The organism is Pseudomonas sp. Tn43 (assembly GCF_014192635.1).
In the GTDB taxonomy this organism is placed as follows: domain Bacteria; phylum Pseudomonadota; class Gammaproteobacteria; order Pseudomonadales; family Pseudomonadaceae; genus Aquipseudomonas.
In genome coordinates, this window is record NZ_JACHYG010000002.1 from 307,714 (window position 1) to 320,708 (window position 12,995).

The window sequence follows — 12,995 nt, forward strand, 5'->3', positions numbered from 1 at the left end:
TGGTCCGTTAGATGAACAAATCATCTGTTCTGCCAGCCTCGCGGCACTCGTACCCTTCGAGTGTCAGCAACCGCTCTTTCGCCTCAAGCCCACCGGCAAACCCCGTCAGTTTCCCCGACGCACCAATCACCCGATGGCAAGGCGCGACAATCGAAATCGGGTTCTTGCCATTCGCCGCACCCACCGCCCGAACCGCGCTGGGATTGCCGATCTGCCGGGCAATCTCGCTGTAGCTGCGCGTTTCGCCAAATGGAATCGTCAGTAGCGCCTGCCATACCTTCTGCTGAAATTCGGTCCCGGCAAAATCCAGCTCCAGTTCGAAACGATTACGCGTGCCGGCGAAGTATTCCTGCAACTGCTGTGCGGTGCGCACCAGGATCGGGTTGTCCGCTGCTTCAGTCATCGGCCCCAGCCTGACCCGACCCGGTTTGTCGTTTTCCCAGAGAATGGCTGCCAGTCGTGCGCCTTTCGCGACCAGTTTCAATTCGCCGACCGGAGACGCCAAGGTGGTGAAGGTATAGGGCATGCCGGCGGACTCCGTAAAAGTGCAGAACAGGGGCTCAGCATACTGCCTGGTCGGGGAGGCGCAATACGCAATCGCGACCATACTTGCCTGTGCTTTTGAACCGTTCCCTCTGTTTTGGTACAGAGCCTTAAAACAAAAAGAGACCGACTCATGAAGTTCGAACCTTTTGTCAAAACGCTCATGGCGACCGGATTGGCGTTGAGTTGCCTGACGGCCCACGCGGCCTCCGTCGCCCCGGTCGCGGCCGAAAACGGCATGGTCGTCACCGCCCAGCATCTGGCCAGCCACGTCGGCGTCGATGTGCTCAAGAGTGGCGGCAACGCCGTCGACGCCGCCGTTGCGGTAGGTTATGCGCTGGCGGTGGTGTACCCCGCGGCGGGTAACCTGGGCGGCGGTGGTTTCATGACGATTCAATTGGCGGACGGGCGCAAGACCTTCCTCGACTTCCGTGAAAAAGCCCCGCTGGCCGCGACCCCCGACATGTACCTCGACAAAGAAGGCAACGTCATCCCGGAGCTGAGCACCCGCGGCCATCTTGCCGTTGGCGTGCCGGGCACCGTCTCGGGCATGGAACTGGCCCTGAAGAAATACGGTACCAAACCCCGCAAGGAAGTGATTGCCCCGGCGATCAAGCTTGCCGAAGATGGTTTTGTGCTGGAGCAGGGCGATGTCGATTTGCTGGAGTACGCCACCGACGTCTTCAAGAAAGACATGCGCGACTCGGGCTCGATTTTCCTGAGCAATGGCGAGCCGATGCAGGTGGGCCAGAAACTCGTACAAAAAGACTTGAGCAAAACCCTGCGGGAAATTTCCGAGAAGGGCGCCGACGGGTTCTATAAAGGCTGGGTGGCCGACGCGATTGTCACCTCCAGTCAGGCCAACAAGGGCATCATCACCCAGGCCGACCTCGATAAATACCAGACCCGGGAACTGGCGCCGATCGAGTGCGATTACCGTGGCTATCATGTGGTCTCGGCGCCACCGCCAAGCTCCGGTGGCGTGGTGATCTGCGAGATCATGAACATCCTCGATGGCTACCCGATGAAAGAGCTGGGCTTCCGCTCGGCGCAGGCGATGCACTATCAGATCGAAGCGATGCGCCACGCCTATGTCGACCGCAACAGCTACCTGGGCGACCCGGACTTCGTGAAGAACCCGATTGCCCATCTGCTGGATAAAAACTACGCGACCAAAATTCGTGAAGTCATCGATCCGCAGAAGGCCGGCGTGTCCCGCGAGATCAAACCCGGCGTGGCGCCTCATGAAGGCAGCAACACCACCCATTACTCGATCGTCGACAAATGGGGCAATGCGGTGTCGGTGACCTACACCCTCAACGACTGGTTCGGTGCAGGCGTGATGGCGAGCAAAACCGGGGTCATCCTCAACGATGAAATGGACGACTTCACCTCGAAAATCGGCGTGCCGAATATGTACGGTCTGGTGCAGGGCGAAGCCAACGCCATCGCCCCCGGCAAGGCGCCGCTGTCGTCCATGAGCCCGACCATTGTCACCAAGGACGGCAAGGTCGTGATGGTCGTCGGTACCCCCGGTGGCAGCCGCATCATCACCGCGACCCTGCTGACCATCCTCAACGTGATCGACTACGGCATGAACATCCAGGAAGCGGTGGATGCGCCGCGTTTCCACCAGCAATGGCTGCCGGAAGAAACCAACCTTGAGAATTTCGCCACCAGCCCGGACACCAGGAAGATGCTCGAAAGCTGGGGGCACAAATTTGCCGGGCCGCAGGACCCCAACCATATCGCAGCTATTCTGGTAGGTGCGCCTTCGCTGGAAGGCAAGCCTGTGGGCAAGAACCGCTTCTATGGCGCGAACGATCCACGGCGTAATACCGGGTTGTCACTCGGTTACTGAAGCAGGCGATCAGCGGCCACTTCCGCTCCCTGGGTGGCCACCGATCCCCGTAGCAGCTGCCGAAGGCTGCGATCTTTTGCCTTTGATGTCTGCGAAAGCAAGATCAAAAGATCGCAGCCTTCGGCAGCTCCTACGGGGGCTCGAACGTAGCCCCGCAAACTTGGCAGTTGCTACAGGTTAAACGGGAGTTGAATTCTATTGTTCTACCGACCTATCTAAGGAAGGAAGCCATGAGTACTGCACTCCTGATCATCGATGTCCAACGCGCGCTGTGCACCGACGATGATGAATGCTTCGACATCCAGCGCGTCATCGGCACCATCAACGAGCTCAGCACCAGAGCCCGAACCGCCAACATCCCGGTCATCCTGATTCAGCATGAAGAAGAGGGCAACTTGCTGGAATACGGCGGCGAAGGCTGGCAACTGGCCGAGGGTCTGAAGACTTCACCCCAAGACCTGCGCGTGCGCAAAACCAACCCGGATTCGTTTTACCAGACCCGCTTGCATGAACATCTGCAAGAGCTGGAGGCCGACCGCCTGATCATCTGTGGCCTGCAAACCGACTACTGCATCAACACCACCGTTCGCCAGGCGCATCAATTGGGTTATGACGTTGTGCTGGTGGCCGACGCCCATTCCACTATCAGCAATGGCGCGATGAGCGCCGAAGACATCATCGCCGAACACAACAAGGATCTGGCGCACCTGACCGGCTCCGTAGCGCGGATCGACGTAATGCCGGCCAGGGAAATAAAACTCTGAAACAGCGCCAACTCCCCGGCGGGGGAGCTTGCATGCCAGGGCTGGACGCATTCGCTACGCCTGTGGCATGGTCAAAAAAATACGCCATGCAGCGAACAGGATCAGAACATGGGGGAGGGTGGTGAGGTGGGCGCCAAGACGTCAATGGCAACCCTGCAAGCGTTCAACCTTTGCATCTTGCACCTGGGGCGTCTTGCCCGAGATCGCGGTGCCTCCCGCTTCATCACCGACGGCCTGCAGGCGTTCAGCCAACTGGTGCCCTTCGCTTCGGCCTGGTGGGGCGAGATGTCTGCGCCGGGTGTCGATATTTCGACCAGAAACTGGATGCACGGGCGAATCAATTTGCCTGAGTCGTTTACCGCCGAGTGGCACACCTGTGCGCACAACGACAAATTCTCCGATGACACCATCAGTCGGCCCGGTGAGGTTGTGCGCGACAGCGGCTTCACCGACCCCAATGAAGACGTGAATGAGTTCGCTCGGCGCCACGACCTCTATTACCTGATGTGCATCACCTTCGAATTACCCGAAAGCGGCTTGATGTTCTTCGTCTGCCTCTACCGAGGCAGGGATGCCTGGGCGTTCAACGACAACGAGGCCGATCTGTTTTCGGCCTTCTGCGAACACCTGTTGCAGCTGTGGCGATTCCAGGTGCAGGACATGATCCGCTTCGACACGGGTAACGGCGCGTCGGACTTTGGCGTCGCGCGCATGGACGGCAGTTTGCTGTATGTGGGAGCAACGCTGTGTGCCGCCATTGAGCGTGAGTTACCCGGCTGGAACGGTTCGATGCTTCCCGCGCAAGTGATCGCGCAACTGCCAAAGGCGCCCTGCGTCATGCGCCTGGGCCGCTGCGCCCTGACACTGAGCCCTAACGCCGAGCACGTCATCCTGTCGCTCGAAGCCCAATCGCGCGGGGCAATGCTGGCGCCACGCGAGCGAACGGCAGCGATGCTGTTCGCCGCCGGCCATTCCTACAAGGAAATTGCCAAAATCCTCGAGTTGAGCCCTGCGACAGTGCGAACCTACCTGCGCAATTGCTACCTGCAACTGGGGGTGAAGAGCAAGGTGGAACTGGGGACGGTGCTGCGTTCAGCGACCTCGCTTGCGGATACGCCGCGCCCCTTGTAGGAGCGCAATGCTGTTCACTTAAGAACGTCTTGAGTCAGTGAGAAACCTGTGGCGAGGGAGCTTGCTCCCGCTTGAGTGCGTAGCACTCACAAAAATCGGCGATTGTTATCAGATTTTGGGGCCGCTACGCAGCCCAGCGCGAGCAAGCTCGCTCGCCACAAAGGTAAGCATTACTGAAGCGTCTCGCTTAAGTGAGCAGCCTCGCTCCTACAGAGGAATGGAGCTCACAGTTCTAAGGCGTAGCAATTTTATCCAGCACCCGGTTCGCGGTGATCTCCGCCACCATGATGCTGTTTGAAATGCCCAGCAGGGCGTAGCGCGACTCACCCTCCAGATGATCCACCAACTGATGGACCATCACATCGACAGAAGCCAGCGTCTCGACCAAAAAAACCGCCAGGGTTTCGGCTGTGGTCTGTGGGTTCACGGAGAACATAGTGCTGGGTGTGCGCGAGGTGGCTTTGATGTCGGCATTCGACGGGAAGTGGAAGTTCAGAGCCCGCTCGGCGGCCTCGTTGAGCTTCTTTGAATCGGGTTCGTACGGGGAGATCGGATCAGTGTCCGGCGGATTGGGTGTGACTTTGAACATAGATGAAAACTCCTTGTTGCAGACTTTAAGGAGCCATCACCTTCGCTACCAAACGAAGAGTGGCGGCCATACGCGGGTTGGTAGACCGGCTGCAACAGGAAACCCGGCGCTCACAATGGAGCCCCACGCATGACCACCATATAAAGCCGAGCCCCAAAAAAGAGACGGCATAAGGTGTTGCCATACGGCTGTTACAGGGCGGGCTACCAAACCCGATCACTGTTTTTCAGTGACAGGGAAACGATATAGCCCGCCCCATAGCCGCACAAGCCAGCGGATTCTGGTGCAGCCGTAGGCAATGGCGCAAGGTTTTGTAGCTTGCAGGAAGTAACTTTCAGGTCTTTTAAACAAGCCTCTTCGGTCTATGTTGATTGTGCCGCCGTCTTCGCGAGCAAGCCCCCCACAGGGTCCGTCGCCCACCAGATCGGATCTCTGTCATTTAATTGCCTCACCCCTCCTCATTTGTAGAGGTCCATCCGACGTTTGCGCCCTATAGGGTAGGCCTGCATGTCAGAGGCTTGCGGCCGTCTGTTCGGGACACTGCCTGAGCGCGGCCAAGGCGCCGTTCGTTGGGCTCGATCCACAGGCGTTGTCACAAGCGTCCACATCCCGAATCGCCCGATAAAAACAAGAGAGTGTTCCGATGCGACTATTCGTTCCCAACCTGTTGGCCGCAGCCCTGGCCCTTTCCTCGGCGCAGGCCATGGCCGCTGCTGATCTTGTGCTGTTCAACGGCAAGGTCTTTACCGCCGAACCCGGTCAAGGGCTGGTTCAGGCCGTGGCGGTGCAAGACGGCAAGATACTTAAAGTGGGCAGCGATGCCGAGATCAACGCCTTGGCCGATGCCCAGACGCAACGAATCGATCTGGCGGGCAAAGTACTGATGCCTGGAATGATCGATACCCATAGCCACCCGATCGTTGCGGCCTTCAACAGCCAAGGCGCCAACCTGCTGGATGAAGTGAAGCCGTTGCCAGAGCTCGAGCAATGGGTGATCGAGCAGGATGAAACGGGGCGTGCACGGGCCGGTGACGTGATCAGCATTAGCGGGGTGAGTTCGGCCTATTGGGAGAAAAGCCGCGAACTCGGTCAGCGTTTCAATCAGGGACGCTGGGCGGACCAACCGGTGGTTCTCAGCGGGATTGACGGGCATACCGGATGGGCCAACAACGCGATGCTCAAGCGTCTGAAGATCGACGCGGCATTGGTAAAAGGTCTGTCGGAACAGGATCGCAGCTTCGTGGGCCACGAAGCGGACTTCACCCCCAACGGGTATTTTGCCGAGTCACGCTGGGACAAGGTACGCAGTCAAATCCCCGCCCCCGGCAACGAGGTCATGCTCAAGGCTGCCCGCGAGGCGGTGAAGGTCAATAACCAATATGGCGTTACCGCCTGGATGGACGCGGCAGCGAATGCCGGAAGTGGCGATTCGCTGCTCGATTTCCAGGCCACCGAGCAGAGTTACGGTGTTCTGCCGCTTTACCGCGAACTGGCGCAGAAGGGCGAACTCAATGCCCACGTCGCGGCGCTGCTGCTGGCTAACCCGAAAAGCCGGCCGGCCGATCTGGAAGTGCTGGCCAAGGTGATGAAGAAATTCGACGGCGTGCCCAACCTGAGCTTCCCTGGCATCAAGGTCTTCGCTGACGGCGTTCTGGAGTTTCCAGGGCAGACGGCCGCGGTGATCGTGCCCTTCAGCAACAGCCATAAAAACGGTCAGTTGCTGATCGACCCGGCGCACTTTGGTGAATTGGTGGTCGCGGCGGAAAAGCGTGACTGGATTGTGCACACCCATGCGGTCGGCGACCGTGCCGTACGTGAGTCGCTCAATGGTGTTGAATACGCGCGCAAACTCAATCCGACACCGATGGCCCACAGCATCACGCACCTGCAACTGGTCAATCCCAAGGAGTTCCCACGCTTCAAACAGCTTGGCGTGATTGCTTCCATGCAGCTGCTGTGGGCCACCGGCGAGTCTTACACGGTGGAGTTGGTCAAACCGTATATCAGCGCGTTCGCTTACGGTTACCAGTATCCCGCCGGGTCCCTGCATAACGCCGGTGCGGTCATCGCCGGTGGCAGTGACTGGCCGGTGTCCAGCCCCAACCCGTGGAATGCCATCGCTCAGGCCAGCACCCGCAAAGGGCCGCTGGGTGTGTTGAATGCCAAGGAAAGCATTGATCGCCAGACCATGTTCTACGCCTACACCCTCAATGCCGCCAAAGCCCTGCGGCTGGAGCAACAGATTGGTTCGCTGGCGCCCGGCAAACAGGCCGACTTGATCATCCTCGACCGCGATGTGTTCAAGGTCAGCGACGACGAACTGTTCAACACCAAGGTCCTGAAGACTTTCTTCGCTGGCAAGCAGGTTTACGCCCCCGCGTCCTGACCCCTGACCGCTCGCCGGCAGCACCCAAAAAATAAATGCTCCTGCTCCTCGCATGACGAGGGGCCGGGCAACGCCGTGCCCGACATCACCCGCTGATCCATAAAAATAAGAGACCTGTATGAACGTACGCTCAGCATTGACCGTTGCCAGCCTTGTATTGGCGCCCCTGACCAGCCAGGCACTGACGCTTGACGATAACTTCAGCCTGGACCTGACTCTGGGCGTTTTCAGTGACTATCGCTCCCGTGGCATTTCGCAAACCCTGGGGGACCCGGCGGTTCAGGCCGGCGCCACGCTGGTGCACAGCAGCGGCTTGTACATTGGTGCCTGGACCTCCAATGTCGATTTCGGCGGCCCCTACAAAACCCGGCAGGAACTCGAGTACTACGCGGGTTACTACTGGCAGGCGAGCGAAGCAATCAGTCTCGATCTGGGCTACATCAAGTACGACTATCCAAAGGAAGGCCAATTCAACATGAGTGAGGTCTACGCCATCCTTGACGTTTATGGCGTCAAGCTCAGCGCCAACTACTCAAACGATACGCCGAACTTCTTTGGTGAGGACCAGGACACCCTCTACACCTACCTCAGCTACAAAATCGAATTGCCGGCCGAGATCGGCCTGGACCTGCGCGTGGGTCGCAACGATGTCAAAGACCCGGCTTTCTGGTCCGCCAACGGTGAAAGTCGCGATGCCTACACCGAGTGGGAAGCCAAACTGACCCGTGATTTCGTCGGCGTGACCTGGGGCCTGAGCTACATCGATACCGACCTGTCGAAAAGCGAATGCGCGAGCTGGTACGGCTATGACGATCTGTGCACGGCCACCGTGGTCGCCAGTGCCAGCAAGGCCTTCTAAGCCCGCGTGCTCAAGCGTCTCCTATACTGATCCGCGTTGACAGGTTCAACACAGATCCTGAATGCCGCTGGTGCAGCAGCCAGCGGCTTCCCTACAACTCAGTAAGGAGAACGATCATGGCAATCCGTATTGGCGACGAAGCACCGGACTTTACTGCCGAAAGCACCGAAGGCCCGCTGCATTTCCACGAATGGATCGGGGACAAGTGGGCGATTCTGTTTTCGCATCCCAAGGATTTCACCCCGGTGTGCACCACTGAGCTTGGCTATATGGCAGGGCTCAAGCCAGAGTTCGATAAACGCAACACCAAGATCGTGGGGCTCAGCGTCGACCCTGTCAGTAATCACCAGAGCTGGGCCAAAGACATCGAAGAAACCCAGGGGCATGCAGTCAATTATCCGATGATCGGGGACGAGAACCTGGTGGTGGCGAAGCTCTACGACATGATTCATCCGAATGCCAGTGGCGGCGCACGGACTGCCGTGGACAACGCTACGGTGCGGTCGGTGTTCATCATCGGGCCGGACAAAAAGGTCAAGGCGATGCTGATCTATCCGATGAGTGCCGGACGCAACTTCGATGAAGTGCTGCGTCTGCTCGATTCTTTGCAACTGAACGCCAAGCACACCGTCGCCACTCCGGTGAACTGGCGCCCGGGCGAGGATGTGATCATTCCCACGTCGGTCTCCGACGAGGACGCCAGGAAGAAATATCCGGATGGCTTCAAGACGCTGAAACCTTATTTGCGCATGGTGGCGCAACCGAAGTAGCCGAGCTGTTGGGGAGCACAATTTGGCCCGCCAGGTGCCTTGCCTGGTGAGCCTCTTTCAGCTGCTACAGATCGCATCGGGGCTTAACTGACTGGTTCGCCCTCAAGCGCAAGTTCGCTAGGGTCGGCCCCGCACATCCGGGCCAACACCTGAACCACCAGGGCATGATCCTCACGTTGGGGCAGCCCTGAAACGGTGACGGCGCCAATGCACCCCATGCCTTTGACCGATATCGGAAAGCTGCCGCCATGATCGGCGTAATCACGCAGGGGCAAGCCCATCAAACTCTCGAGGGTATCGCCCTGAAGCTTGAAGGACAGGCCGGCGCGGTACGAGCTGAGTTCCATCAGTTCCACGACATTTCGCTTGCGTCGTGCCCAGTCGGCATGGCTGGCAGCGGTTCCCGGCATCGAGTAGAAAAACACGGTGTCCCGCGCCAGCCTGACCTCAATCGTGGCGGACACGCCTTGCTTCTCGCAGGCAGTTTTCAAACGGGTGCCCAAATCCCACGCCGTCGCTTTGTCGAAGCGTTCGAACTTCAGGGTTTCTTCCTGGAGTGCGGTGCGTTGCAGGTCGGTTTTGATGTCCATGGTTTCTCCCTCATCCCTTTCGGGCGGTCGTACTGTTACGCACGGTTAATGTGAACGGCAGCACCACATGGGGGTCCGGGATGGGCTTTTTTTCGATGAGGGCGATCAGCATTTCAACGGCTTTTTGGCCAAAGATTTCGGCGGGTTGCGCGATGGTCGTCAACGCTGGATCACAGTAGGCCGCGAACGGAATGTCATCGAAACCGACCAACGAAATATCGTCGGGGACCCGCAAACCCTGTTGTTTGATGCGCTTCAACGCACCGATCGCCATTTCATCGTTCTCGCAAAAGAACGCGGTCGGACGGTCGGGCAATTCCAGCAGCATTGCCGCGCCATCAAAACCGGCTTGTAACGTGAAGTCGCCGTGGCAGATCAATTGCGGATCCGGCTCGATACCGGCCTGGTGTAATGCATCTTCATAACCGGCCACACGGTCGCGTGTGAGCGGGCTGCTTTTCGGGCCTTTGATCAGGCCGATCCGGCGATGGCCCAGATCGATCAGATGCTCCGTCATGGCCTTGGCCGCCGCCCGGTTGTCGAGGCTGATGGTTGGATGCCGCCCGCCCTGAATCACTTCGCAGGCATTGACCAGGGGCAGTGATTCGCCATGGGGGAAGGGCGATTCAAAAGGGTCGTAGGCGCGCAACTGAATCACGCCGTCGGCCTGGTGGGCGTACACCAGGGCAGCAAATTCGCGTTCGATTTCCTCGCGGCCCTGGGTGTCGCACAGCAGCAGTCGATAACCGGCCGCCTGCGCCGCCTGTTGGGCACCGCTGATCACCCGTGCGAAAAACGTGTTGGCAATGGCCGGGACCAGAATCACCAGGTTGCCGGTTCTGCGCGAACGAAACTGCACGGCCATGAGGTTCGGCCGGTAGCCGGCCTGTTCCACGGCTGCGTTGACCTTGTCCCGGGTGTCGGGGAGTACGCGTTCGGGCGACTTCAGCGTTCTGGACACGGTGGCCACCGAGACGCCGGCCAGCCGGGCTACTTCACGGATATTGGACAAGACAACCTCGTTATCGAACCGACAGATGTACACGTGGCTGGCGAGCTTACCGCAGTCCGGCCGTGCGCTGAAATGAGCTTCATTTTTAATCCCGGGTTTGACACTGGAAGTAACTGAGCCTAAATTTCCGGCATGATGTAACCGGTTACATCATAGTCAAACCTGGAGCGTTAATCCGCCCCGAACAAGAGAAAATTCGCGATGAATGGTGCAATGGCAAAAATAAGAATGGGGTTTGTCGGCGGCGGCGAGGGCGCCTTCATCGGCAAAGCCCACCGCCAGGCCGCCGGCCTCGATGGTCGTTTTGAACTGGTATGCGGCGCATTCAGCCGAGACGCCCGCAACAATCAGAACACTGGCGCCGCGCTGGGATTGTCCGCGTCACGCTGCTACAGCGACTGGCAACAGCTGCTGGACAACGAGCGCGCACTGCCTGTCGACCAGCGCATGGAGCTGTTGGTCATCGTCACCCCCAATCACTTGCACGCGCCGATCGCCAGCCAGGCCCTGAGCGCGGGTTTTCATGTGTTCAGCGAAAAGCCCGCGGCACTGAATCTGTCCGAGCTGCTGGCGCTCAAGGCCGTGGTGAAAAGCAGCGACCGCCTCTACGGATTGGCCCACACGTATCTGGGTTATCCGATGGTCTGGCAGGCGCGCAAGATGGTGCGTACCGGCGTGATCGGCGCGGTGCGCAAGGTCATCGTCGAGTACCCGCAGGGCTGGTTGAGCCGGGACGTGGCCGGGCAGGGCAACAAGCAGGCGAGTTGGCGCGATCAGCCCGAACAGTCCGGGTTGGGCGGTTGCATTGGCGACATCGGCACCCATGCCTTTTCACTGGCCGAATTCGTCGCGGACCAACCCATCGAGCAGGTGTGCGCAACCTTGGGTTCGCACGTTGCCGGGCGGCAACTGGACGATGACGCGGCGATGCTGTTCAAAATGGCCGCCGGGGCCAGCGGGGTGTTGATCGCCAGCCAGGTCTGCGCCGGCGAAGAGAACCCGTTGAAGATTCGCGTCTATGGCGACAAGGGCGGGCTGGAATGGCGTCAGGAAGAGCCCGCAAGCCTGGTCCATCGCTCCCTCGATCAACCGTTGAGCATCCTTCGTTCCGGTATCGGCCAGCCCTGGTTGTGCGAGGCCGCCAGCCAGCGCATGCGTTTGCCGGCCGGGCATCCCGAAGGGTATCTCGAGGCCATGGCCAATCTCTATGGTGATTTCGCCACTGCGATCCGCAGCAACATTGAAGGCAACGATGCGCCGGGCGTGCCGGGCATCGAGGTCGGGTTGCGTGGCATGGCGTTCATCGAGGCTGTGATTGCCAATCATCGCGGCGACGCGAAGTGGACCCCACTGGTCTGCAACCCATGAATCCGGAGAACCCTCCCGTGAACCAAACCTCCCCAGCACCGGCAGGCCTGCGCGGCCCGGGCATTTTTCTCGCGCAGTTCATGTCCGCCGAAGCGCCTTTCGACACGCTCGCCAACATTGCCCGTTGGGCCGCGGCGCAGGGTTACAAAGCCATTCAATTGCCGACCCTGGGCACGCAGTACATCGACCTGGCGCGCGCCGCCGACAGTCAGGATTACTGTGACGAATTGAAAGCCGTCTGCGCCCAGGCCGGTGTCGAAATCAGCGAACTGTCGACGCATCTGCAGGGGCAACTGGTGGCGGTGCATCCGGCGTTCGATACATTGTTCGATGACTTTGCCCCCGAACATTTACGCGGTCAGCCTCAGGCCCGCACCGAGTGGGCCATCGATCAATTGAAGCTCGCCGCGCGCGCCAGCCAACGCTTGGGGCTGAAGGCGCACGCGACGTTTTCCGGTGCGCTGCTGTGGCCCTATGTCTACCCGTGGCCGCAACGCCCGAGCGGGCTGGTGGAGCAGGGTTTTGCCGAACTGGCCAGGCGCTGGATGCCGATCCTCGATTGTTTTGAAGAAGCCGGCGTCGACCTCTGCTACGAGATCCATCCCGGCGAAGACCTGCATGACGGCGCCTCGTTCGAGCGTTTCCTTGAGGCCGTCGATCACCATCCACGCGCTGCGATCCTCTACGACCCGAGCCATCTGCTGCTTCAGCAAATGGACTATCTGGGCTTCATCGATCGTTACCACGAGCGCATCCGCATGTTCCACGTCAAGGACGCCGAGTTCCGGCCCGATGCCCGTTCGGGTGTCTACGGCGGCTATCAAGGCTGGGTCGAACGGCCTGGCCGTTTTCGTTCCCTGGGCGACGGGCAGATCGATTTCAAGTCGATTTTCAGCAAGTTAACGCAGTACGACTTTGCCGGCTGGGCGGTTCTGGAGTGGGAGTGTTGCCTGAAGGATTCGCAACAGGGCGCGGCAGAAGGCGCAGAGTTCATCCGGCAGCACATGATCAGCAAAACCCGAAAGGCATTTGACGACTTCGCCAGCGTGGCGTCCGACGAGCGTTTCAATCGACGGCTATTGGGTTTGCCTGACGCCTGAAAAATCTGTTCTTTCTCCCCTC

The 12,995-nt window shown here is 59.4% G+C and carries 12 protein-coding genes; 8 read left to right on the plus strand and 4 right to left on the minus strand.

Features of this window, described 5'->3' with window-relative positions; all coding sequences use genetic code 11:
- Positions 1–7: 7 nt before the first annotated feature.
- Positions 8–526 carry a methylated-DNA--[protein]-cysteine S-methyltransferase gene (locus tag FHW68_RS05685; protein ID WP_095631525.1) on the minus strand — a complete coding sequence of 173 codons (519 nt, stop codon included), beginning with the start codon at positions 524–526 and terminating at the stop codon, positions 8–10.
- A gap of 150 nt (positions 527–676) precedes the next feature.
- On the opposite strand from FHW68_RS05685, the gene ggt reads away from it, so the two are divergent.
- The 3 genes from ggt (at position 677) to FHW68_RS05700 (ending at position 4,299) form a co-directional block, all read left to right on the plus strand.
- Complete coding sequence (gene ggt, locus FHW68_RS05690) at positions 677–2,404, plus strand: gamma-glutamyltransferase (RefSeq protein ID WP_183679253.1); 1,728 nt, start codon at positions 677–679, stop codon at positions 2,402–2,404.
- Positions 2,405–2,634: 230 nt separating this feature from the next.
- Positions 2,635–3,168 carry a cysteine hydrolase family protein gene (locus FHW68_RS05695; protein WP_183679255.1) on the plus strand — a complete coding sequence of 178 codons (534 nt, stop codon included), beginning with the start codon at positions 2,635–2,637 and terminating at the stop codon, positions 3,166–3,168.
- Positions 3,169–3,276: 108 nt separating this feature from the next.
- On the plus strand, positions 3,277–4,299 hold the full coding sequence (locus tag FHW68_RS05700) for a helix-turn-helix transcriptional regulator (RefSeq protein ID WP_183679257.1): 1,023 nt from the start codon (positions 3,277–3,279) through the stop codon (positions 4,297–4,299).
- Between the two features lie 232 nt (positions 4,300–4,531).
- On the opposite strand, the gene FHW68_RS05705 is transcribed toward FHW68_RS05700, so the two are convergent.
- Positions 4,532–4,888: a DUF6124 family protein gene (locus FHW68_RS05705; RefSeq protein WP_183679259.1), complete on the minus strand. Its 357-nt coding sequence runs from the start codon at positions 4,886–4,888 to the stop codon at positions 4,532–4,534.
- A 643-nt stretch (positions 4,889–5,531) separates the two neighbouring features.
- Here FHW68_RS05705 and FHW68_RS05710 point away from each other — a divergent pair.
- The 3 genes from FHW68_RS05710 (at position 5,532) to FHW68_RS05720 (ending at position 8,903) form a co-directional block, all read left to right on the plus strand.
- Positions 5,532–7,274: an amidohydrolase gene (locus FHW68_RS05710; RefSeq protein ID WP_183679261.1), complete on the plus strand. Its 1,743-nt coding sequence runs from the start codon at positions 5,532–5,534 to the stop codon at positions 7,272–7,274.
- A 118-nt stretch (positions 7,275–7,392) separates the two neighbouring features.
- The gene (locus FHW68_RS05715) at positions 7,393–8,133 is read left to right on the plus strand and encodes a TorF family putative porin (protein ID WP_183679263.1); all 741 of its coding nucleotides are present in this window, start codon (positions 7,393–7,395) and stop codon (positions 8,131–8,133) included.
- Between the two features lie 116 nt (positions 8,134–8,249).
- Positions 8,250–8,903 (plus strand): peroxiredoxin, encoded by a 654-nt coding sequence (locus tag FHW68_RS05720; protein WP_183679265.1) that lies wholly within the window; start codon positions 8,250–8,252, stop codon positions 8,901–8,903.
- 83 nt (positions 8,904–8,986) lie between these two features.
- Here FHW68_RS05720 and FHW68_RS05725 read toward each other — a convergent pair whose 3' ends face one another.
- On the minus strand, positions 8,987–9,493 hold the full coding sequence (locus FHW68_RS05725) for a heme-degrading domain-containing protein (protein ID WP_183679267.1): 507 nt from the start codon (positions 9,491–9,493) through the stop codon (positions 8,987–8,989).
- A gap of 10 nt (positions 9,494–9,503) precedes the next feature.
- On the minus strand, positions 9,504–10,505 hold the full coding sequence (locus FHW68_RS05730) for a LacI family DNA-binding transcriptional regulator (protein ID WP_183679270.1): 1,002 nt from the start codon (positions 10,503–10,505) through the stop codon (positions 9,504–9,506).
- A 201-nt stretch (positions 10,506–10,706) separates the two neighbouring features.
- Here FHW68_RS05730 and FHW68_RS05735 point away from each other — a divergent pair, with 201 nt between their 5' ends.
- Positions 10,707–11,873 carry a Gfo/Idh/MocA family protein gene (locus FHW68_RS05735; RefSeq protein ID WP_371916202.1) on the plus strand — a complete coding sequence of 389 codons (1,167 nt, stop codon included), beginning with the start codon at positions 10,707–10,709 and terminating at the stop codon, positions 11,871–11,873.
- Positions 11,870–12,973: a sugar phosphate isomerase/epimerase gene (locus tag FHW68_RS05740; RefSeq protein WP_183679272.1), complete on the plus strand. Its 1,104-nt coding sequence runs from the start codon at positions 11,870–11,872 to the stop codon at positions 12,971–12,973. Before FHW68_RS05735 ends, FHW68_RS05740 begins: the two co-directional genes overlap by 4 nt.
- Positions 12,974–12,995 lie beyond the last annotated feature (22 nt).